The 21,575-nt window shown below is 69.3% G+C and carries 16 protein-coding genes and 1 pseudogene; 8 read left to right on the forward strand and 9 right to left on the reverse strand.

Translation table 11 applies throughout. The annotated features are described in order from the left end of the window. Positions 1–25: 25 nt before the first annotated feature. The 4 genes from F572_RS0108430 to pepN all read right to left on the reverse strand — a co-directional run bounded on the left by F572_RS0108430 (position 26) and on the right by pepN (position 6,482). Positions 26–1,426: a multicopper oxidase family protein gene (locus F572_RS0108430; RefSeq protein WP_017942762.1), complete on the reverse strand. Its 1,401-nt coding sequence runs from the start codon at positions 1,424–1,426 to the stop codon at positions 26–28. Further along, complete coding sequence (locus tag F572_RS0108435; protein ID WP_017942761.1) at positions 1,426–3,015, reverse strand: TolC family protein; 1,590 nt, start codon at positions 3,013–3,015, stop codon at positions 1,426–1,428. Before F572_RS0108435 ends, F572_RS0108430 begins: the two co-directional genes overlap by 1 nt. Positions 3,016–3,161: 146 nt before the next feature. Beyond that, a complete protein-coding gene (locus tag F572_RS15295) occupies positions 3,162–3,617 on the reverse strand; it encodes a hypothetical protein (RefSeq protein ID WP_081602049.1) in 456 nt (151 codons plus the stop codon). Between the two features lie 225 nt (positions 3,618–3,842). Continuing rightward, on the reverse strand, positions 3,843–6,482 hold the full coding sequence (pepN, locus tag F572_RS0108445) for an aminopeptidase N (RefSeq protein ID WP_017942758.1): 2,640 nt from the start codon (positions 6,480–6,482) through the stop codon (positions 3,843–3,845). A gap of 320 nt (positions 6,483–6,802) precedes the next feature. Here pepN and F572_RS0108450 point away from each other — a divergent pair, with 320 nt between their 5' ends. Beyond that, positions 6,803–7,624, forward strand: coding sequence for a TatD family hydrolase (locus F572_RS0108450; protein WP_017942757.1), 822 nt, complete (start codon positions 6,803–6,805; stop codon positions 7,622–7,624). 120 nt (positions 7,625–7,744) lie between these two features. Further along, positions 7,745–8,290 (forward strand): glycine cleavage system protein R, encoded by a 546-nt coding sequence (locus F572_RS0108455; RefSeq protein WP_017942756.1) that lies wholly within the window; start codon positions 7,745–7,747, stop codon positions 8,288–8,290. 39 nt (positions 8,291–8,329) lie between these two features. On the opposite strand, the gene F572_RS0108460 is transcribed toward F572_RS0108455, so the two are convergent. From F572_RS0108460 to F572_RS0108470, 3 genes and pseudogenes are all read right to left on the reverse strand, one after another. Beyond that, positions 8,330–9,814: a RimK family protein gene (locus tag F572_RS0108460; protein ID WP_026143126.1), complete on the reverse strand. Its 1,485-nt coding sequence runs from the start codon at positions 9,812–9,814 to the stop codon at positions 8,330–8,332. Next, entirely contained in the window at positions 9,807–10,976 is a 1,170-nt protein-coding gene (locus F572_RS0108465) for a GNAT family N-acetyltransferase/peptidase C39 family protein (protein ID WP_026143125.1), read from the reverse strand. The genes F572_RS0108460 and F572_RS0108465 overlap by 8 nt, the downstream gene beginning before the upstream one ends. Before the next feature lie 95 nt (positions 10,977–11,071). Continuing rightward, a pseudogene (locus F572_RS0108470) lies at positions 11,072–11,702 on the reverse strand (haloacid dehalogenase type II). Between the two features lie 130 nt (positions 11,703–11,832). Here F572_RS0108470 and F572_RS0108475 point away from each other — a divergent pair. From F572_RS0108475 to F572_RS0108500, 6 genes are all read left to right on the forward strand, one after another. After that, a complete protein-coding gene (locus tag F572_RS0108475) occupies positions 11,833–12,057 on the forward strand; it encodes an addiction module protein (RefSeq protein WP_017942752.1) in 225 nt (74 codons plus the stop codon). Continuing rightward, entirely contained in the window at positions 12,054–12,353 is a 300-nt protein-coding gene (locus tag F572_RS0108480; protein ID WP_017942751.1) for a type II toxin-antitoxin system RelE/ParE family toxin, read from the forward strand. The genes F572_RS0108475 and F572_RS0108480 overlap by 4 nt, the downstream gene beginning before the upstream one ends. Positions 12,354–12,465: 112 nt before the next feature. Continuing rightward, a complete protein-coding gene (locus F572_RS0108485) occupies positions 12,466–12,789 on the forward strand; it encodes a BolA family transcriptional regulator (protein ID WP_017942750.1) in 324 nt (107 codons plus the stop codon). Between the two features lie 10 nt (positions 12,790–12,799). Further along, positions 12,800–14,005 (forward strand): alkaline phosphatase family protein, encoded by a 1,206-nt coding sequence (locus tag F572_RS0108490; RefSeq protein WP_017942749.1) that lies wholly within the window; start codon positions 12,800–12,802, stop codon positions 14,003–14,005. A gap of 61 nt (positions 14,006–14,066) precedes the next feature. Continuing rightward, entirely contained in the window at positions 14,067–14,369 is a 303-nt protein-coding gene (locus F572_RS0108495) for a hypothetical protein (RefSeq protein ID WP_017942748.1), read from the forward strand. Between the two features lie 13 nt (positions 14,370–14,382). Beyond that, on the forward strand, positions 14,383–18,897 hold the full coding sequence (locus tag F572_RS0108500) for a DEAD/DEAH box helicase (protein WP_017942747.1): 4,515 nt from the start codon (positions 14,383–14,385) through the stop codon (positions 18,895–18,897). Positions 18,898–19,170: 273 nt separating this feature from the next. Here the strand turns inward: F572_RS0108500 and hisC are convergent, their stop codons facing one another. Both hisC and hisD read right to left on the reverse strand, forming a co-directional pair. Next, complete coding sequence (hisC, locus tag F572_RS0108505; protein WP_017942746.1) at positions 19,171–20,265, reverse strand: histidinol-phosphate transaminase; 1,095 nt, start codon at positions 20,263–20,265, stop codon at positions 19,171–19,173. After that, a complete protein-coding gene (hisD, locus tag F572_RS0108510; protein WP_017942745.1) occupies positions 20,262–21,563 on the reverse strand; it encodes a histidinol dehydrogenase in 1,302 nt (433 codons plus the stop codon). The genes hisC and hisD overlap by 4 nt, the downstream gene beginning before the upstream one ends. Between the last annotated feature and the right edge of the window lie 12 nt (positions 21,564–21,575).

The raw sequence follows: 21,575 nt of genomic DNA on the forward strand, positions 1-21,575 counted from the left end.
TCCGGCCGGTTTTCCATACCGGAGATTAGTGGTCGTGGCCTCCATGCCCCCCGTGACCGCCATGGCCGTTCGCATCGCGACTGGGGGTCGGTAGTGCATCCGAACCCTCGCCGGCAAGCTTGCCGCGGCGCACCGGATCGCCGAAGTCCGGGTCATCGCTGACCCTTCTGGCGACCTCGCCTTCCGGATGCCAGTACCAGCCCGGATCACGGAAGTCGCCCGGCTCCAGGTCGTCACGGACCTTGATCAGGGTGAACATCCCGCCCATGCCGATGCTGCCGAACGGGCCCTGCCCCATGGCCATCGCCAGGGTGTTCTCGGGTCCCTGCATGTGCCCGCCATCGGTGTGCTCCTGGTGGTCGGCCATGCCGTGCTCGCCCATCGCCATGTAGCCGGGCAGGATCGAGCGGATCTCTTCCTCGATACCGGACTGATCCACCCCCAGCGGGTTGGCAATGCCGTGGCCCATCGGATTCATGGTGTGATGCGACATGTGGCAGTGGAACGCCCAGTCGCCCGGCGGCGCGACGAACTCGACATCGCGGGTCTGGCCGACGCCGACGATCTCGGTGGTCTCCTTGCGCCACTGGTTCCGGGGCCAGCGCCCGCCATCGGAGCCGGTCACCTCGAACGACACCCCGTGCACGTGCATCGGGTGGTTCCACATCGACAGATTCCCCATGCGGATGCGCACCCGCTCGCCGGTCTTCGCCACCAGCGAGTCGATGGCCGGGAACACCTTCGAGTTCATCGACCACAGATCAAAGTCCACCATGATCGACGGATCCGGCGTGCGCGTACCGGGATGCAGGCCCCAGTTGTGCAGCAGGATCGCGTAGTCGCGGTCCACCGGCTCGATCTCGCCGTCCTTCGGGTGGATGATGAACATGCCCATCATCCCCATCGCCATCTGCACCATCTCGTCGGCATGCGGGTGATACATGTGCGTGCCGTGCTGGTTCAGCTCGAACTCGTAGACGAAGGTCTCGCCCGGATGGATCGGCAGCTGGGTCACGCCTTTCACCCCGTCCATGCCTGAAGGCAGGTGGATGCCGTGCCAGTGCACCGAGGTGTATTCCGGCAGGCGGTTGGTCACGTAGATGCGGACACGATCGCCCTCCACCGCCTCGAGGGTCGGGCCGGGCGTGGTGCCGTTGTAGCCCCAGCACTTGGCCACGGAACCGGGCGCGAACTCGTGCTCGATCTCCTCGGCCACCAGGTGAAACTCCTTCACCCCGTCGTTCATGGTGTAGGGCAGGGTCCAGCCATTAGGCGTGTGCACCGGCATGTAGCCCTGCTCGGTGCGTTCGCCCGGCGTGTGATCGCCCTCGTTGTGGTGCTCGTGACCAGTTTCGGCCATCACCCGGGTCAGGGTGGTCGCCGGCAGCAGGGCGCTGGCGGCAATCAGAAAGTTACGGCGCTTCATCAGTGATGCCCTCCATGCCCGTGGTCGGAATGCTCGCGGGTCTCGTGATCCCCGTGGTCCATACCGGAATGACCTTCATGACCGTCGTGGCCTTCATGGCCTTCATGGCCTTCATGGCCTTCGCCGTGGTCCCCGTGGTCCCCGTGGTCCCCGTGGTCCCCGTGGTCCCCGTGGCCCCCGTGATCTCCGTGATCTCCGTGGTCACCGTGGCCATGATGGGCGTGGTCCATCGCCGCGGGGTCGTGTTCCAGCCCGGAGGTCTCGAAATACCCGGCGCTGCCCGGCTCGCCGCCCGGAAGCTCGCCGGCCACGGCATGCGCCAGCGCGGCGCGCGCCTGCCAGTAATCGCCCAGGGCCGCGACGGTCTTCTGCCAGTCGGCCAGTTCCTCCTGCTTGATGGCGAGCAGGTCGAACACGTCGTCGAACATGAAGTTCACGCGCTCCTGCAGCCGCTCGGTCGCGACCTCGCGGGCCGGCAGCAACTCGTCCTGCAGGACATCGAAGCGCGCACGATGGTGGGCGAGGCGCTCGAAGTGCTGATGCACGTCATGGGTCACCGCCTGCACCAGCGACTCGCGGCGGGCCTCGCCATCCGCCAGTCGCGCCTCGGCACGGGCAATCCCGGACTGGTTCTGGTTGAAGATCGGCAGGGTGAACGAGATGCCACCGCCCCACAGGCGGGTCCCGTCGCCCTCGCGCTCGAACTCGAGCCCGGGCTCGATATCGCCCATCCAGCGGTAACGCCGCACCAGCGCAACACCCTCGGTCAGCCCCTCCAGGGCATGGTCCAGCGCGCGCAGATCCAGGCGCTGTTCCAGGGCCTGGTCCACCAGGGCCTGGCGCTCCTCGATGGCATCGAGCGGCAGCGGCAGCTCCTTCGGCAGCTCCCAGTCATGGACTTCGCCCGGCAGCCCCATCAGGTGCGCCAGGCGCAGGCGCGCCTCACGTTCGCGCTGGCGGGCATCCTCGAGCTTCAGGCGGGCCTCGGCCGCACGGATACGCAGCTGTGCGCGTTGCAAGTCCGGCATGTTGCCGGCGTCATAGAAGCGCTCGCCCAGACGCGCACCCAGATCAGCCGCCCGGGTTTCCAACCGCTGGACCTCGGTGCGCTGGCGCGCCGCCACGGCGTCATACCAGGCACGCTCGGTATCGCTGGCCAGGGCAACGATGCCCTCGGCCAGTTGCAGGCGGGTGGACTCCCAGTGGGACTGCGCCATCTCCTGGCGCGAGCTGCGCATCAGCAGCCCCGAGATCCCCCAGGCCAGGCCAACACCGTACTCGTTGCCACCACCCCCCTCGGGGCGCATCACCGACAGCGACAGCGAGGGGTTGGAAAACTGGGAGGCCTCGACCACGTCGGCCGCGGTCAGGTCCAGCTTGGCGTAGGCCTGCTGCATGCGCGGGTTGCGCCAGATGGCCTGGTGAATGGCCTCGTCGAGCGCAAGCTCGCCGGAGGGTCGGGGCATCTCCGACTCGGGCAGGTCGATCCCCTGCACCGAGACATCTTCCGCCAGATCGGAGCGGTCCAGCTCGGGCGCGGTGACCGCGCAACCGGCGAGGAACAGCACCGACACGACGGGGAGCAGCAATCGGATTGCTCGCATCGTGAAAATCTCCTTGATCGGACTTCGATTCCGCATCCCGCGCGAACGCGCGACACGGCCTTGCCGTCCGCCAGCCCGGGGTAGAAACCAGGCGCGCGGACAGCCCCGGCGCTCGGGCCGGTACAGTCAGATCAGGAGAGGATCGGGGGTCGGAACAAGGCGGCCGAAGGGGGGCCGCTCTGGAAGGCAGACAGGCTCATTGCCTGCGCCACCGGGGTCAACAGATGCATGCCAGTGATGGACGGCATGCCCTGGCAGTGGCTGCAGGCCGAGCAACTCGCCAGACAGGCCGCGTCCACGCAATCCGCGTGCACGACCGATTCGCTGGCCTGGGAATGATTCGGGTAGGTTTCGTGTTCATGATCGGAGCCATGCGGCGCACCGGCGTGGCCACCACGGTGGTCATGCGCATGGTGATCGTGGTGCTCGCCGTGCCCGTGATCAGCCTCGTGATCATGGTCCGCGTGATCCGAGTAATCGGCAGCACCCTTGGACTGGGCCCCGTGCATCGCATGCCCGGCGTGACCGTCATCCCCATCCGCAGCCGCCGCCAGCGCCGGCAGGCCGGCAATCGCCAGCACCAGCATCCAGCACAGCAGTCGGTGGAAGACCCGTTTCACGTCAGTTAAACCCTCGTCTCAAGGGGCGCTGCGCCCCGCTAACCCGCCATCACGCTACCACAACCAGCAGCCCCCGTAGGAGCGTGCTTGCACGCGAAGCCCCCGCCAAAGCCGGCCGCGGGCAGGCGCATTCGCGTGCAAGCACGCTCCTACATTCAGCCCCAACGTCCGATCGGCAAGAGGGCTCGCCTCCTACTCCGCCAGCGCGCGCTCGATGACGTCGCGCAGGTCTCGGGAAATTTCGAGCCCGGCGAGGCGCTCGAGTTCCGCGCGCATCTGCTCGCCGCGCGCGGTGTCCACCTTGCGCCAGCGCGTCAGCGGCTGGGCCAGGCGTGCGGCGGTCTGCGGGTTCATCGCGTCCAGCTTCTCGACGAAGCCGCCCATGCGGCGGTAGCCCTCGCCATCATCCTGGTGGAAGTGGCGCTCGTTGCGCGCCATGAACGGCCCCAGCACCGCGCGCACGCGGTTCGGGTTGGTCCAGCGAAAGCCGGGGTGTTCCAGCAACGCATCCAGGCGACCGAACCCGCCGGCCACCTGACTGCCGGCCTGCAGCCCGAAGTACTTGTCCAGCACCAGCGGGTCGTCGCGGTAGCGCTGCTCGAAGTCCGCCAGCAGCACCTGGCGCGCCTCGTGGTCCAGCTCGTTGACCGCGTTCAGGGCGCCCATGCGCATGGTCTGGCTGCGCGCCTTCTGGTACTGCGCCAGGGCCTCCGGCACCGCGGCCTGGTCGCGCGCGGCGACGCGCAGCGTCAGCAGGCGGTTGCGCAGCTGGCGCCGGCCCATGGCCTCGGCGGTGAATGCACCGTTGTCGACGTCATCCAGCTTCGGCTGGATCTGCTGCATCGCCTCGGTCAGCGGCATGTAGAGGCGCTTCTCCAGGTCGTCGCGCTCGTTGCGCAGGCGCACCGGATCCACACGCTCGAACAGCTCGGCCAGCTCGCGCGTCGGGGGCAGATGCAGGATAGTCGCCAGCAGCACCGGCTCGATCGCCTCGTCCCGCAGCAGTTGGGCCAGCGCGTGCTCGATCGCCGCCTCCAGCGCGGAATCGGCGGCGTCGTGCTCGATGCGCGAACGGATCGCACGGCGGAACAGGGTCTGCGCCGCCTCCCAGCGGGAGAAGGCATCGTCGTCATGCGCCAGCAGGTGGGCCAGCTCGTCCACGCCCTGGTTGGCGTTCAGGATCACCGGGGCGGAGAAGCCGCGCAGCCAGGAGATCGCGGTCGGCTCGGCGGACAGGCCCTCGAAACAGAAGGTGTGCTGGGCAGCATCCAGCTCCAGCACCCATTCGTCGCGCTCGCCGTCGTCGCCGTCCAGGCGCGCGCGGATGCGCTGGCCGTCCGCGTCCAGGAAGGCCATCCGCATCGGGATCACCACCGGCGCCTTGTGCTCCTGCCCCGGGGTCGGCAGTGTCTCCTGCGCCAGGGTGATGCGCGCCGGACCGCCCGGGCCGTCAAAGGCCGTCGTCGCGGTCACGTGCGGGGTGCCGGCCTGGGTGTACCAGTGCTTGAAGCGGGACAGATCGCGCCCGCTGACCTCGGCCATCACCGCGACAAAGTCATCGGTCGTGACCGCCTGGCCGTCGAAGCGCTCGAAGTACACATCCAGGCCGCGGCGAAAGGTCTCGCGCCCGATCAGGGTGCGCAGCATGCGGATCAGCTCCGCGCCCTTCTCGTACACGGTCAGGGTGTAGAAGTTGTTGATCTCGGCGTAATGGTCCGGGCGCACCGGGTGCGCCAGCGGCCCGGCGTCCTCCGGGAACTGGTGGGCGCGCAGCAGCGAGACATCGTCGATGCGCTTGACCCCGAACAGCGTGCAGTCGGTGGTGAACTCCTGGTCGCGGAAGACCGTGAGTCCCTCCTTCAGCGACAGCTGGAACCAGTCGCGGCAGGTCACACGGTTGCCCGACCAGTTGTGGAAGTACTCGTGGGCGATCACCGACTCGATGGCGACAAAGTCGTCATCCGTGGCGGTGTCGGGACTGGCCAGCACGTACTTGGCGTTGAACAGGTTGAGCCCCTTGTTCTCCATCGCCCCCATATTGAAGTCGTCCACCGCGACGATCATGTACACGTCCAGATCGTATTCGCGGCCGAAGGCTTCCTCGTCATAGCGCATCGCGCGCTTCAGCGAGGCCAGCGCGTGGTCGCAGCGATCGGCGTTGTGCGCCTCCACGTACAACTCCAGCGCCACCTCACGCCCGGACATCGTGGTGAAGGTGTCGCGCTGGCAGGCCAGATCGCCCGCGACCAGCGCGAACAGGTACGACGGCTTGGGGAACGGGTCTTCCCACACGGCATAGTGGCGCCCGCCGTCCAGCTCGCCGGTCTCCACGCGGTTGCCGTTGGCCAGTAGCACCGGGTACTGCGCCCGGTCCGCCTCCAGGCGCACGCGATAGGTCGTCAGCACATCCGGACGATCGGGGAAGAATGTGATACGGCGAAAGCCCTCCGGTTCGCACTGGGTGCAGAGGTTCCCGCTGGAGGCGTACAGGCCTTCCAGCGCAGTGTTCTGCTCCGGGTGGCAGTGGCTGACGATCTCCAGCCGCGCGGCCTCCTTCAGTCCGTGCAGCAGAAGCCCATCGGCGTCGTGCTCCACCAGACCTTCCGCGGGCGCGACGCCATCCACCGACAGCGACACCAGCTCCACGCCATCGCCATACAGGCGGAGCGGCGCATCCGGCTCCACCGCCTGCGGATTGCGGCGCACCGCCATGCGCGTTGTCACCTCGGTGGTCGCCGCCGCCAGATCAAAGTCCAGCTCCAGGTTCTCCACCACAAACGCCGGCGGCTGGTAATCACTCAGATAAACCGCCTGGGGACTCGCATCACGCATTCCAAACTCCAGATCAAAAGCTCTACGAAAGGTTTAACACGCTCACGCCGCCACAGCCCCAAACCCGGACCACAGCCCCGCTATTGCAACGCCGGGGTTCCTCACAGAGATCGCCACGTCGCTGCGCTCCTCGCGATGACGCTACTTGTTTCCCGTCATTGCGAGGAGCCGCAGGCGACGAAGCAACCTCCTGAAGCTGGCAGAGCGGCGGGCTCGAGAGCTCTGGTGGTTTCGGACGGAGACTGCTTCGTCGCCCCGCCACTCGCCATAACCAAGCCCGGGAACTGGCACCACACAACCAATCCGTTAGCATACCGCGCATGGAATGGATCGATATCTGCTTCAACCTCACCCACGAGTCCTTCAACAAGGAACACGACGAGGTCCTCGAGCGCGCCCGCGAGGCCGGCGTCTCGTGGATGCTGATCACCGGCGCCGACGCCCACCAGAGCGAAAAGTGCCTGGAGATCGCCGACCAGTACCCGGAGTGCTGCCGCGCCACCCTGGGCGTGCATCCACACCTGGCCAAACAGTGGACCGACGCGATCGCCGCCCGGTTCAGTGACCTCGCCCGCACGGACGAAAACGTGGTCGCCATGGGCGAAATGGGCCTGGACTACAACCGCGACCACTCGCCGCGCCCGCAGCAGCGCATCGCCTTCGAGGCCCAGCTGGAGTTGTCCGCCGACCTCGGCCTGCCGGTGTTCCTGCACGAACGCGACGCCCACCACGACTTCGCCCAGATCCTGCGCCGCTGGCGCGACAAGCTACCGGCGGCCGTGGTGCACTGCTTCACCGGCGAGGCCGACGCCCTGGCCGAATACCTCGACCTCGACTGCCACATCGGCATCACCGGCTGGGTCTGCGACGAACGCCGCGGCCACCACCTGCACCCGCTGGTGCCGACCATCCCGCGCGGCCGCCTGATGATCGAGACCGACGCCCCCTACCTCCTGCCGCGCACCCTGCCCAAGGGCTCCGGCAAGAAGATCGGCAACGGCCGGCGCAACGAGCCCGCCTTCCTCCCCCACATCGGCGAATACGTGGCCCGGCTGCGCGACGAGACCCCGGAAGACCTCGCCGCCCACACCACCGCCACCGCCCGCGCCTTCTACAGCCTGCCCGAAACCGCCGACGCCTGAGAGCAGCGATGGTGCCGTTCCTCGAGCGGTGGCGGAGTGAGCAACATCCAGCGCATTGTCATGGCCTGCAAGGGCGCGCAGGATGGTTGGTCCGATAGCGATTCGTGTGAGGAAGTGCGTATGAAGACTTCGGTGATTCTGACGGTGATCGGGCCGGACCGGCCGGGGCTGGTGAGCGCGGTGGCGGCGCGGGCTCGGTCGGCGGGCGGCAACTGGCTGGAAAGCCGGATGACGCAACTGGCCGGACAGTTTGCCGGAGTGGTACTGCTGGAGGTGGATACCGAGAATGCCGACGCGCTGGAGGCCGCGCTGCGCGGGCTGGCAGGCGACTCGCTGCAGGTGCATATCCAGCGGGGCAGCGAGCTGCCGCCGGCGGCGCGGCATCCGGTGGTGCTGGACCTGATCGGTCACGATCGACCGGGGATCGTGCAGGATATTACCGCCGTGCTGTCGCGCCACGGCGTGAGTGTCGAGACGCTGGAGACCGCCTGCGAGCCGGGCTCGATGACCGGCGAGCCGATGTTCCGCGCAATGGCCCGTCTGGGCGTGCCGGAAGGCCTGGACCTGCACACCCTGCAGGACGACCTGGAGGCCCTGGCCAACGAGCTGATGGTCGACCTCGAACTCCACGACCCGCTGCAGGAACCACCCGAGGCCGTGGCCTGACCGCTTCCCGACGCGGCGACGGGCAGACTCCCGTTCCAATCAGGGTGCGGCGCGGTGGCGGCGGGCGGCGTCGAGGCGGCGGACGAAGTCCTGCATCAGGGTGGTGTAGAGGGTCTCGCCGAGGACCTTGTCCTCGATGCCGGCGTCGAGGTTGGGGTTGTCGTTGACCTCGATGACCATCACGCCGCGCGGGGTCTGTTTGAGATCGACGCCGTAGAGGCCATTGCCGATCAGGTTGGCGGCCTTGACGGCCGTCTTGACCACGGCGGCGGGAACGTCCGCCAGTGCCAGCGTGCGAAAGCCGCCCTCGCGCGGGCCGCCCTTGGCGTCGTGGTTGACGATCTGCCAGTGCTTGCGCGACATCAGGTACTGCGAGGCGTACAGCGGCTGGCGGTTGAGCACGCCAATGCGCCAGTCGAACTCGGTGTAGACAAACTCCTGGGCAAGGATCAGATCGCTCTCCTTCAGCAGGCGCCGGGCAATGGATTCCAGCTCGGCGCGGTCGTTCGCCTTGAACACCCCGCGCGAGAAGCTGCCGTCCGGGATCTTGAGCACCACGGGATAGCCGATCTGTTCCTCCGCACGCAGGATGGTCTCGCGGTTGAGGATCACGGTCTTTGGCGTCGGCACACGATGGGCGGCAAGGCGTTCGGCCAGGTAGACCTTGTTGGTGCAGCGCAGGATGGAGTCGGCGTCGTCGATCACCACCATGCCCTCGGCCTCGGCCTTGCGCGCGAAGCGATAGGTGTAGTGGTCGATGGCCGTGGTCTCGCGGATAAACAGGGCGTCGAACTCCGCCAGCCGTGGCAGATCGCGTGCCTGGATCAGCTCGACATCCATCCCCTGCTCCTGCCCGGCGCGGGCGAAGCGCTTGAGCGTGGCCGGCGTGGACGGGGCCATCGCCTCGTCCGGGTTGTGCAGGATGGCCAGCTCGTAGCGCGCGCTGCGTGCCCCGCGGCGGCGGCGCCAGGGTTTGGAGAGGTAGCGCTCCAGCGCGGCGAAGAAGGCCGGCTCCTGCTCGGGTTCCAGCGCGTTCAGCGCGAACGGGCGAAGGGCGTGGATCTGCCAGCGTCCCTGAAGCCGGAACTCCACCCGGAACATCGGCGCGGGGAACAGGGCGAACAGCTGGCCGGCGATCTCCTGCAGCGCCGGCTCGTCACACTGGCCAAAGAGCACGGTCAGCTCCAGCCGCTCCGGCTGCGCGCCCTGGCGGCTGCGACCGAGCACTCGCGCCACGCGCTCGTCCAGTTCCTCGGTATCCAGGCTGTAGATGGACTTGCGCGACAGGTCCTGCAGGGTGCGCACGCTGGGGATCACCCGATGCCCGCGCGCCTCCGCCAGCAGCGAGCCGTAGTAGCCCGCCGACAGGTAGCGCTGGCTGCGGCACAGGTTGATCACCCGCAGGTTGGCCGGGTCGTCGACGGCCGGGCCGCGCAGGTAGTCGTCGATGGTCATGACCGGCAGGTCGGGGAAGTGCGGCTTCCAGTCCGCCCGGCGCTCGACCAGGATACGGTGCTCAGGCATGCGCACCCACCGGCACCCGGCGCGGACCGACGATTACCGCCGCCTGCAGCCCCGCACGGCCGTAGCGGGCCATGCGCTCGAAGTCCGCACGGGCAATCGGCATATTTACCGAGTCCAGCGCACGCTCGCCCTGCTCGGCATCCACGAACGGGTCATGCACGTAGACAAAGCGCTCGTCGAATCCCGTCACCGTGACCCAGTGCGGGAAGCGTTCGGCATACAACCGCACGCTGCTGATCAGCACCACCGGCACCCCGCCTTCGGCCGAGCGCGCCGCCAGCATGGCCACATTCACCGGGCCGTGCACGATAGGCACACCGAGTTGCTCCAGCTCCTCGATCATCTCCTCCTGCACCAGCTGCATGACTGCCTTCTTCTCCACGCTGCGCACCGAATCGGCGAACGCCACGCCGCGATCGCGCACCAGCAGCTCCACATCGAACCCGCGATGGGCGGCCGCCAGTGCCAGCCCGTAGGGCCCGCAACCGCCATGGCCGGAGGTCATGAAGATGGTGGTGGCATCGCGCCACAGGCGCAGCTCCAGGCGCCGGTCCAGCTTGAGTTCCGGGTCGATGGCGCGCATCGCCATCATCAGCGCGGCCGGGCCACAGGTGAACTCCAGCGTCTGCGCGTAGTACGGCGCGCGCATCAGCGCCGGATCAGGACCGGGTGCCAGCGACTTCTGCAGCCGCAGCGCGTCCATGTGGTCTTCGTAGTAGTCGTCCAGCGTGCCGAAGTCGCGATAACCGAGCCCCCGGAACAGGGCCAGGCTGGCGGTGTTGTCCCGCCGCACCTCCAGGCGCAGGTCGGTCCGCCCGTGCGCCCGCGCCGCGTCCTCCGCGGCCTCCACCAAGTGCCGCCCCAGCCCCTGGCCGCGCGCCCTGGCGCCAACCGCAATGGAGTACAGCCGCGCCAGCGACGTGCCCCGGCTGAACAGCAGCATCACGTAGCCGAGCAGACCGTTACCGGCCGGGTCCTCCGCCACCAGCGTGGCCGCATGCCCGCGCGTCAACAGGTAACGAAACTGCCGCCGCGAGATACGATCGATCTCGAACGCGGCCTGCTCCAGCGCCACCAGCGCATCCAGATCCTCCTGCGTCGCCGGCCGGATCAGGGGCGTTTCCATTGCGGGCGTGACCCGTTGCTTGACCTGCTGGCTCACGCTCATCTCCCGGCGGCTGCCCGATCTCCATCGTAGCGCAACCACCGCGTGCGAATAGCGCGTTGCAACGGGAATGCTTGCCGAGGTCGCAGCCGCTACAAACCCAGCGCTCCGGCCAGCTCGTCCAGGTCCCGGATGGTAGCTGTGGGCTCCCCGCCCCAGGGGTCGAACAGCCCCTGCCCCAACCGGTCAAGCCAGGCCGTGTGCATGCCCGCGGCCAGCGCCCCGATCACATCGAACGGGTTGCCCGAGATCAGCCAGGCACCCGGTGGCGACACATTCGCCCGTTGCAGGAAATGCCGGTATACCCGCGGATCGGGCTTGAAGCAGCCGATCTCGTCCACGCTGACGACATCCTCGAAGCGATCCTCCAGCCCGGCGTGACACAGCAGCCCGCTGACCGTCTCCGCCGTCCCGTTGGAAAACGCGAACAGGCGATGCCCGTCCGCCCGTAGCTCATCCAGGGCTGGGACCGCGTCGGCAAAGGCCGGGAGCTGGCGATAACGCCGCAACAGCTCCGCCTCCTGGTCCCGGTCCAGCGCGACACCCAGCGCCTCGCAGCAGTACCGCAGTGCCTGCTCGGTGCAGGTATCGAAGTCCGCATACGCCCCCATTAGCCCGCGCCAGCACGGGTGCCTGTTCGCCGATCCAGCCTTCAAGCGTCGCCGCAATCCCCTGCGTATCAATCAGCGTCCCGTACACATCGAACGCCAGCGTCTGTCGCATCATCACCTCCTGGGAGCGGGAACCACCTACCACCTGCCCGCCACAATGGCGCCCTCTCGGACTACCATGCCAATATGAGCAGACACCTTGCTCCGACTATCGCCCACAGCGATGTCACGAGAATGATGACATGAAGATCAAAGACCTCATCGACGAAGCCGAGTCCCTGCCCGTGGAGGAACGCGCCCTGGTGGTCGACTCTCTCCTGCGCAGCCTGAACCCGCCCGATGCGGGCGTAGACCGAAAATGGGCGGAAGTCTCCCGAAAACGCCTGGAAGCGATCCGGTCAGGCACGGTCGCCGCCATTCCGGGCGAGCAGGTCTTCGAGAAGATATGGAACCGGTTTGAACGATGAGTTTTCGCTTTCACCCGGAAGCGGAGCAAGAACTCACCGAGGCCGTCCAGTACTACGAAGAAATCGAGCCAGGACTCGGGAACGATTTTGCGGTTGAAGTGTTTGCGGCAGTGCAACGCGCTATCGCCCATCCGCGCGCATGGACGGTTCTCGAGGGCGAGGTCCGGCGCTCGTTCGTAAAGCGATTCCCGTACGGGGTGCTTTATGCAGAAGACGAGGGCGCCATTCTGATTCTCGCCGTCATGCACCTGCATCGTGATCCGGACTATTGGAAGAGCCGCTCTCCGGGCACGTGATCCTTGCCTTCCAGGGGCAGGCATCCATGCGACCCACAGAGGATCTGGACATGCTGTGCCGAGACAGCAGACTGAATGCGTTGACCCGCCATTCGAAGCACTGGAGTCGCCGATGACCATGCAGGAGACCATTACCCGGAAGCTGGAGGAGCGCTTTGCGCCCGAGCATCTGGAGGTGGTGAACGAGAGCCACATGCACAACGTGCCTCCGGGTTCGGAGTCGCACTTCAAGGTAACCGTGGTATCCGAGGCCTTTCGCAACCAGAAGCTGATTGCGCGGCATCGGCTGGTGAACCAGGCCCTGGCCGACGAGCTGGCCGGGGGCATCCACGCCCTGGCGCTGCACACCCTGGACCCGGACCAGTGGTTCGAGCGCGCCGGAAAGGTCGCCGACTCCCCGCCCTGCATGGGCGGGGACGGCGGCGCGAAGGGCTGATCGCTTGTCGATGACCGCCCCGCTCACGGCCGCCTCGGCCGTGGACGCAATCCTGCGCGCCCGGCTGGAATCGCCCGGGCTGATGGACCTGCTCGGCCAGATCGAGGCGAGCCTGAACCCGGCCGCCAGCCACCCGCCGCTCGCCGGCGTATCCGAGCACCTGGGATCGGATCGCCACATCGTGCTGTGGCTGATCGACGGCTTTGCCACCCGCTATCGCCGCCACACACCGCTGCTGGGAGCGGATTACGTGACGGATCTCGAGACCGTGTTCCCCAGTACCACGGCGACCGCGATCAGCAGTATCCTGACCGGCCGCGCACCCGCACAGCACGGCCTGCTCGGCTGGCACACCCGCCTGTCCGCCGCCGAGCGCACGCTGACCGTGCTGATGGGCCAGGAGCGCGACAGCGAGGACCGCGTCAGTACGCTCGGCTACCGCGAGCTGACTGGCCGCGTGCAGCCCGACCGCCTGAACGACCGGATCGACTGCGGCATGACCTGCATCGGCCCGGAGTGGATCGGCGGCACGCCGTACAACCGCATGATGAACGGCGGCGGGGACTTCATCGGCTTCGAGGACCTGTCCGAGCTGCCGGCGCGGGTGGCCGCACACGTGAACGCCACGCCGGGCCCGCATTTCACCTACGTGTACTGGTCGGAGCTGGACCACCTGGGCCACGAGTACGGCCCGGAGAGCCCGGAGGTGGAGCGCCACCTGAAACAGCTCGACCTGGCCTATACCGCGACCTGCGCCCAGATCCAGCGCCCGGAGAGCGTGTTCCTGACCACCGCCGACCACGGCATGCGCAGCATGGAGCGCCGCCTGGACCTGCGCGAGCACCCGGCGGTACAGGCCTGCCTGCGCCACCGGCTGACCGGCGAGCCGCGCGCGTCCCTCGCCCACGTGCGCGAGGGACGCGACGCAGACTTCCTGGCGGCCCTGCACGCCGCATTCGGCGACGACGTGACGGTGGTGCCCACCGCCGACTGGCTGGACCCCGGCACACTGGGCCTGCCCCCGGGCCATGACCGTGAGCACCCTGAGCTGCGGGCCCGGGCCGGCGACTACCTGCTACTGCCCGCAGAGGACGCCTACCTGGTCGACCCGCCGACCGACGACGAGGGGCCATTCTTCGTTGGCGCCCACGGCGGCCTGTCCCCGGAGGAGCGCCATATTCCCCTGTTTCTTCGGAATATCGGCCAGACGCGGTAAACTGCGGGGTTTGCCCGCGGTCGAATGATCGCGGCTTGCCGTAAACCGATTTCGAGATCCCATGAACGACACCGCCGACCAGACCTACAACAAAGCCGCCCAGAATCTGATCGAGCTGGCCAACCGGCTCGCCGATGACGGCCAGGCCGACGAGACCGGCGACGTTGCCGATGGCCTGCTGGCCGGTGCCGTGCATTTCTGGCTCTACAGCCGCCAGCCCTGCGGCGATCCGTTGTGCCAGGACTGCGCCGCATTCTCGGATGCCGAGAGCCGCCTGGCCATGCTGCACGAGCTGATCGACGAGCTGGCGCGCGACAGCGACTACTTCCACGCCACCACCGACACCACCGTCGGCCACGCCTGACCCCGCCGGGGCCATGGTCACGCCCTTTCGTCCCGCGACCGACACCTGGTTTCGCGAGGCCTTCGGGCAGGCGACCACCATCCAGTCCCGCGGCTGGCCCGCGATCCGGGCCGGTCGCCACTGCCTGCTGATTGCCCCCACCGGCAGCGGCAAGACGCTCGCCGCGTTCCTGAGCGCGATCGACCGCCTGACCGGCGCACCCGCGCCCGATACCCGCCGCGGCTACTCGGTGCTCTACATCTCGCCGCTGAAGGCGCTGGCTACCGACATCGAGCGCAACCTGCGCGCCCCGCTGACCGGCATCACCCGGACCGCCGCACGCCTGGGCGAGCCGGCGCGCGAACCGGTGGTACACATCCGCACCGGCGACACCCCGCAGGCCGAACGCCGCGCCCAGGCGCGCGAGCCTGGCGACATCCTGGTGACCACGCCGGAGTCGCTCTACCTGCTGCTGGGCTCGAAGGCCGCGGAGAACCTCGAGTCTGTCTACACGGTCATCATCGACGAGGTGCACGCCCTGGCCGGGAACAAGCGCGGCGCGCACCTGGCCCTGTCGCTGGAGCGCCTGGCCGAACGCTGCGGCGAGGACCCGCAGCGCATCGGGCTGTCCGCCACCGTGCATCCGGTAGAGGTCGCGCGCGGCTTCCTCGGCGGTGACCGCGAGGTGGAGGTGGTCGACGCCGCCGAACCCCCGCGCCTGGATCTCGAGATCCTCGCCCCGGAAGAACCCCCGGCCGAACACGCACCCGCCACCATGGAGACACCGGAGCCGGCGGGCCCCATCCCGTCCGGCTCCATCCTCGGCGCGGTCTACGGCCAGGGCACCGGGAAGCTTCCGGCCGGGGGCGGCGACCGCGCCGCGCGCCTGGAGCCACGCCTGCTGGCGGCGATCCTGGAGCACCGCTCGACCATCGTGTTCGTCAACAGCCGCGGGCTGTGCGAGCGCCTGGTCCAGCGCATCAACGACGCCTGGCACGAACAGCAGCCGGATGATGCCGAGGCGGTAGAAGACCTGGTCGCCGCCCACCACGGCAGCGTCTCCCACGAGCGCCGCGCGGAGATCGAGGGCCGGCTGAAGACTGGACGCCTGCGCGGCATCGTCGCCACCAGCTCGCTGGAGCTGGGTATCGACATGGGCGCGGTGGACCTGGTGATCATGGTCGAGTCGCCCGGTGCGGTCGCCCGCGGGCTGCAGCGCGCCGGCCGCGCCGGGCACGGGGTCGGACAGGTCTCGCGCTCGCTGCTGCTGCCGCGCTTTCGCGGCGACCTGCTGGAATGCGCGGTGATCGGCGAGCGCATGCAGGCCGGCGCGCTGGAACCGCTCCATGCCCCGCACAACCCGCTGGACGTGCTCGCCCAGCAGCTCGTCGCGATGGTCTGCGAACGCCCGCGCACCGTGGACGAGCTGCACGCGCTGGTGCGCCGGGCCGCCCCCTGGCGCGAGCTGTCGCGGCCGCTGCTGGAGGCGACCCTGGATATGCTCTCCGGCCACTACCCCAGCACCGACTTCGCCGACCTGCGCCCGTGGCTCGCCTGGGACCGCGCGCGCGACGAGCTGACCCCGCGCCGGGGCGCGGCGCTGGCCGCGCGTCTGAACGCCGGCACCATCCCCGACCGCGGCCTGTACGGCGTGCATGTCGGCGAGGGCGGCCCGCGCATCGGCGAGCTGGACGAGGAGATGGTGTTCGAGCTGAAGACCGGCGAGAACGTGACCCTGGGCGCCAGCACCTGGCACGTGGAGGCGATCACCCGCGACCGCGTGCTGGTCTCCCCCGCCCCTGGCGAGGTCGGCAAGCTGCCCTTCTGGCACGGCGACGGCCCCGGCCGGCCGATCCAGCTCGGGCGCGCCATCGGCGCCGCCACCGAACGCCTCGCCCGCATGAACCGCGCCGAACGCACCGCCTGGCTCAAGGAACACGCCCCGCTGTCGGAGGCAGCGGTCGAAACCCTCAGCGACTACATCGACGAGCAGCGCGAGGCCACCGGGCAGTTGCCGTCGGACAAACGCATCGTGGTCGAGCGCTTTCGCGACGAGGTCGGCGACTGGCGCGTCTGCATCCTGACCCCGTTCGGCGCCCGCGTGCACGCGCCCTGGGCCCTGGCCCTGCAGGGCGCGCTGACCAGCACCTCCGGCTTCGAGGTGCAGGTGATGTACACCGACGACGGCATCGTCCTGCGCCTGGCCGACAGCGAGGACCTGCCCGAGCTGGATAGTCTGTTCCCGGACCCGGAGGAACTGGAGGAGGCGGTCACCCGCGAGCTGGGGCACTCCACCCTGTTCGCCAGCGCCTTCCGCGAGAACGCCGCCCGCGCCCTGCTGCTCGTGCGCAACCGCCCGGGCCAGCGCACCCCGTTGTGGGCGCAGCGTCTGAAGTCGCAGCAGCTGCTGGCCTCCGTGCGCGAGTACGCGAGCTTCCCGGTGGTGCTGGAGACCTACCGCCAGGTACTGGCCGACGTGTTCGATCTGGAGGCCCTGCGCGAGATCCTGCGCGGGGTGCAGGAGCGCCACATCCGCGTGCGCGAGGTGGAGACGCGGCAGGCCTCGCCGTTCGCCCGCAGCCTGGTGTTCGCCTACGTCGCCGCCTACATCTACGAGCAGGACGCGCCGATGGCCGAGCGCAAGGCCCAGGCGCTCACCCTCGACCGCGGCATGCTGGCCGAGCTGCTGGGCCAGGCCGAGCTGCGCGAACTGATCGACCCCGAGGCGCTGGCCGAGCTGGAGGCCGAACTGGCCCACACCACCGAGGCCACCCAGCTGCGCGATGCCGACGAGCTGCACGACCTGCTGCGCCGGCGCGGGGACCTGACGCGGGAGGAGATCGCGGCCGCGGCCGCCGCGGACCCCGACCCCTGGCTGCAGACCCTGGCCGAGGGCCTGCGCGCGATCGAGGTCCGCATCGCCGGCGAACCGCGCTGGATCGCGGCCGAGGACACCGCCCTGTACCGCGACGCTCTCGGGGTGGTGCCACCGCCGGGCCTGCCCGCCGGCTTCCTCGAACCCCCGCAGCGGCCACTGGAACAGATGCTGCGCCGCTACGCCCGTACCCACGGCCCGTTCCGCGTCGAAGACCTGGGCGCGCGCTACGGACTCGCACCGGGCGTGCTGCTGCCGGCGCTCGAGAGCCTGGAGCGCGCCGGCGTGCTGCTGCGCGGCGAGATCCGCCCGCAGGGAACTGGCGAGGACTGGTGCGAGCTGGACATCCTGCGCCGGCTGAAGCGCCGCACCCTGGCGCGGCTGCGCGACGAGGCGGCGGCGGTGGATGCCCGTGCGCTGGGCCGCTTCCTGCCCGCCTGGCAGGGCCTGACCGAACCCGGGGCGGGCATCGGCACCCTGCGCGAGACCTTGACGCAGCTCGAGGGTATCGCCCTGCCCTGGTCCGCCTGGACCACCCATGTACTGCCGATGCGGGTGCGCGACTTCTCGCTGGATGCGCTGGACCGCATCACCGCCTCCGGCGAGTTCGTCTGGGTCGGCAGCGGCGCGCTGGGCCAGCGCGACGGGCGCATCCGCTTCCTCCGGCGCGAGCAGGCGATGGTGCTGCTGGAACCGGAACCGCCCGAGACGGAGACCCCGGCGACCGAGGATCCGCTCGCGCGGGCGATCCTCGAGACCCTGGACCGGCGCGGCGCCTGCTTCTACCTGGAGCTGGAGCGCGCGGCGCGCGAGGCCCAGCCGGACGCCCGCCAGGACGCGATCGAGTCCGCCATCTGGGACCTTGTCTGGGCCGGGCAGATCACCAACGACACCTTCGCCCCGCTGCGCAGCCTGGGCCAGCGCAAGACGTCCGCCCGAGGCCGCCGTCGCCCGGGCCAGGGTCTGGCCGGCGGGCGCTGGTCACGGGTGGCCGACCTGATCGACCCCGGCATTTCGCTGACCGAGCGCGCCCGCGAACAGGCCGAGAACCTGCTCGCGCGCTACGGCGTAGTCAGCCGCGAGATGGCCCGCGCCGAGGGCCTGGCCGGCGGCTTTGGCCGCGTGTATCCCGTCTACCGCGCGATGGAGGACGCCGGCAAGCTGCGCCGCGGCCACTTCGTCGAGGGCCTGACCGGTGCCCAGTTCGCGCGCGCCGGCGCGGTGGACCGCCTGCGCGCGCTGGAACGCACGGCTGACGACACCCCGGAGCCGCAGTGGCTGGCCAGCGTGGACCCCGCCAGCCCCTGGGGCCAGCTCCTGCCCTGGCCGGAACCGCCCGAGGCCGCCGAGGGCCGCCTGCGCCGCGTCGCCGGCGCCCTGGTCGCGCTGGCTGGCGGCCAGCCGCTGCTGTACCTCGCCGCCTCCGGCCGCCAGCTGTTCGTCTGGGAAACCCTCCCCGGCATCGACACCGCAGAGGCACACGCGGCACTGGTCACCGAGGCCATCCGCCAGCTCGCCGGGAGCCGCTGGCTGCCCAAGCGCCGCGGCATCACCATCGAGAGCATCAACGGCGAACCCGCCCGCCAGTCCCCGTTCGCCGCCGCCCTGCGCGCCGGCGGTGCCATGGGCGAGGTCCGCGGCCTGCGCCTGGAACCGCCCGCCGGACGCTGCTGACACGCCTGGCCGGGAAAGGGTCAGGAAAGGCTTTTCACCACAGAGGGCACGGGGGACACGGAGAAATTCGGGTCGCGGTTAACAGGAAGATGGGAAGGCTGGAAGGAGGGCTTTGGCGTGGTGGAGGATTGGGCGAAATCCCGTCGCAGCGCGACATTCACACGCCCCCCGTCATACCTGCCGCAGCGCAGCGAAGGGCCGGGAAAAGGTGGACACCGAACCCTGCGACGTTCTCCGTGGCCTCCGTGCACTCTGTGGTGCAACCAGAAGACGTCAGGCGGCGAGGGCCTGCCCGAGCGCGGCGAGGAAGGCGTCGTTTTCATCGGGGCGGCCGACCGTGACGCGCAGGCAGTCCACCAGCAGCGGATGCGCGCGGCCGACGTCTTTGATCAGGACCCCGGCGTCGCGCAGGGCGGCGAAGGTCGCATGCCCCGCCCCGGCGCGTACCCGGAACAGGATGAAGTTGGCCTGGCTGGGAAAGACCTGCTCGACGCCCGTCGTCGCAGTCAGGCGCTCGCTCAGGCGGTCGCGTTCCTCGATGATGCCTCGGGCCTGGGCATCCAGCGCCTCGCGGTGCTCCAGGGCGAAGGCCACGGAGCGCTGGGTCAGGGTGTTGATGTTGTACGGCAGGCGCAGGCGGTCCAGCGCGTCGACCCAGGCCGGGGTTCCGGCCAGATAGCCGAGCCGTGCGCCGGCGAGGCCCAGCTTGGAGACCGTGCGCATCACCATCAGCCCGTCATCCTCGCCAACGCGCGCGAGGAAGCTGTGCGCAGCGAACGGGGCGTAGGCCTCGTCGACCACGGTGACGCCCGGGTTCTCGTCGACGATCGTCTCCACGGTCGCGGCGTCGTCGAGCGTCCCGGTGGGATTGTTGGGATAGGCGAGGAACACCACGGCCGGGTTGTGCTCGGCCATCGCCTTGCGCATCGCCGCGAGATCCAGGGTGAAGTCCGCGTTCAGGGGCACGCCGACAAACGGCACACCCAGCGCACGGGCCAGCACCCCGTACATCACGAAGGTCGGCTCCGGGGCCAGCACCGGTCGGCCGGCGCCGGCGATCGCCGTAATCAGGATCTGGATCAGTTCGTCGGAGCCATTGCCGAACATCAGCCCGGCCGCTTCCGGTACCCCGTGGGCGGCCCGCACCTGCGCGGCCAGGCCCAGCGCCTGCGCGTCGGGATAGCGGTTAAGCTGCGGATCACGCAGGGCCGCCAGCCAGGCGTCTTCCAGCTCCCCCGGCCAGGGATGCGGGTTTTCCATCGCGTCCAGCTTGATCAGGCCGGTGGCGTCGGCCACCTGGTAAGCCGGCTGCGCCAGCACCTCCGGGCGCATCAGGGCGTCCGGAGTCCGGGTCGCACGGGCGGTCATCGAGTGCGCAGTTCGGCCGAACGGGCGTGGGCCGTGAGGCCCTCGCCGTGGGCCAGCGCCGCAGCGGTCTCGCCCAACTTGGCCGCGCCCTCGGCCGAGCAGTGGATAATGCTCGAACGCTTCTGGAAGTCGTACACGCCCAGCGGCGAGGAGAAGCGCGCGGTACGCGAGGTCGGCAGCACGTGGTTGGGGCCGGCGCAGTAGTCGCCCAACGCCTCGGAGGTATAGCGGCCCATGAAGATCGCACCGGCGTGGCGCAGGCCGGCATCCAGCATCGCCTGCGGGTCGGCGACCGACAGTTCCAGGTGCTCCGGGGCGATGCGATTGGCGACCGCGACGGCCTCGGCCGAGTCGCGCACCTTCACCAGCGCGCCGCGCTTGTCGAGGCTGGTGCGGATAATCTCGGCGCGCGGCATCTCGGCGAGCAGCCGGTCCATGGCCTCGGCCACGCGGTCGAGGAAGGCGTCGTCCCAGGACAGCAGGATGGACTGGGCCTGTTCGTCGTGTTCGGCCTGGGAGAACAGGTCGGCCGCGATCCAGTCGGGATCGGTCTCGCCGTCGCAGACCACCAGAATCTCGGACGGGCCGGCGATCATGTCGATACCGACGGTGCCGAATACCTCGCGCTTGGCCGCGGCCACAAAGATATTGCCGGGACCAACGATCTTGTCCACCGCCGGGATCGTCTGGGTCCCATAGGCCAGTGCGGCCACGGCCTGGGCGCCGCCCACGGTGAACACGCGGTCCACCCCGGCGACGGCGGCCGCGGCCAGCACCAGGTCATTCAGTTCACCGCCCGGGGCGGGCACCACCATCACCAGCAGCTCGACACCGGCGACCTTGGCCGGGATCGCGTTCATCAGCACGGAGGACGGGTAGGCGGCCTTGCCGCCGGGTACGTACAGGCCGACCGAGTCCAGCGCGGTGACGCGCTGGCCGAGGACCGTGCCGTCCTCGTCGGTGAAGTCCCAGTCCTGCATCTTCTGGTGTTCGGCGTACTGGCGGATGCGCGCGGCGGCGGTCTCCAATGCCGCGCGCTGCTCCGGCGGGATCGACTCCAGCGCGGCCTGCAGGCGCTCGTGCGGGATCTCCAGGTCCGCGACCGCAGGGCGATCGAGGCGATCGAATTTGGCGGTGTAGCGCAGCACGGCCGCGTCACCCTCGGCGCGCACGGCCCCCAGGATCTCGTCCACCGCATCGCGTACGCCGGTGTCGGCAACGGACTCCCAGGACAGCAGGTGCTCCAGGGCCTGGTCGAAATCGGGCTGCTGGGTATCGAGTCGGGCAATGGAGGGCATGGCGTATTCCTC

This window comes from Thioalkalivibrio sp. ALE14, assembly GCF_000376845.1.
Taxonomy (GTDB): domain Bacteria; phylum Pseudomonadota; class Gammaproteobacteria; order Ectothiorhodospirales; family Ectothiorhodospiraceae; genus Thioalkalivibrio.

Bases quoted from the DNA above. Each gene is read 5' to 3' on its own strand.
- F572_RS0108430 (WP_017942762.1), bottom strand. From the start codon at position 1,426: ATGAAGCGCCGTAACTTTCTGATTGCCGCCAGCGCCCTGCTGCCGGCG.
- F572_RS15295 (WP_081602049.1), bottom strand. From the start codon at position 3,617: ATGCTGGTGCTGGCGATTGCCGGCCTGCCGGCGCTGGCGGCGGCTGCG.
- pepN (WP_017942758.1), bottom strand. From the start codon at position 6,482: ATGCGTGATGCGAGTCCCCAGGCGGTTTATCTGAGTGATTACCAGCCG.
- F572_RS0108450 (WP_017942757.1), top strand. From the start codon at position 6,803: ATGGAATGGATCGATATCTGCTTCAACCTCACCCACGAGTCCTTCAAC.
- F572_RS0108455 (WP_017942756.1), top strand. From the start codon at position 7,745: ATGAAGACTTCGGTGATTCTGACGGTGATCGGGCCGGACCGGCCGGGG.
- F572_RS0108460 (WP_026143126.1), bottom strand. From the start codon at position 9,814: ATGCCTGAGCACCGTATCCTGGTCGAGCGCCGGGCGGACTGGAAGCCG.
- F572_RS0108475 (WP_017942752.1), top strand. From the start codon at position 11,833: ATGAAGATCAAAGACCTCATCGACGAAGCCGAGTCCCTGCCCGTGGAG.
- F572_RS0108480 (WP_017942751.1), top strand. From the start codon at position 12,054: ATGAGTTTTCGCTTTCACCCGGAAGCGGAGCAAGAACTCACCGAGGCC.
- F572_RS0108485 (WP_017942750.1), top strand. From the start codon at position 12,466: ATGACCATGCAGGAGACCATTACCCGGAAGCTGGAGGAGCGCTTTGCG.
- F572_RS0108490 (WP_017942749.1), top strand. From the start codon at position 12,800: ATGACCGCCCCGCTCACGGCCGCCTCGGCCGTGGACGCAATCCTGCGC.
- F572_RS0108495 (WP_017942748.1), top strand. From the start codon at position 14,067: ATGAACGACACCGCCGACCAGACCTACAACAAAGCCGCCCAGAATCTG.
- F572_RS0108500 (WP_017942747.1), top strand. From the start codon at position 14,383: ATGGTCACGCCCTTTCGTCCCGCGACCGACACCTGGTTTCGCGAGGCC.
- hisC (WP_017942746.1), bottom strand. From the start codon at position 20,265: ATGACCGCCCGTGCGACCCGGACTCCGGACGCCCTGATGCGCCCGGAG.
- hisD (WP_017942745.1), bottom strand. From the start codon at position 21,563: ATGCCCTCCATTGCCCGACTCGATACCCAGCAGCCCGATTTCGACCAG.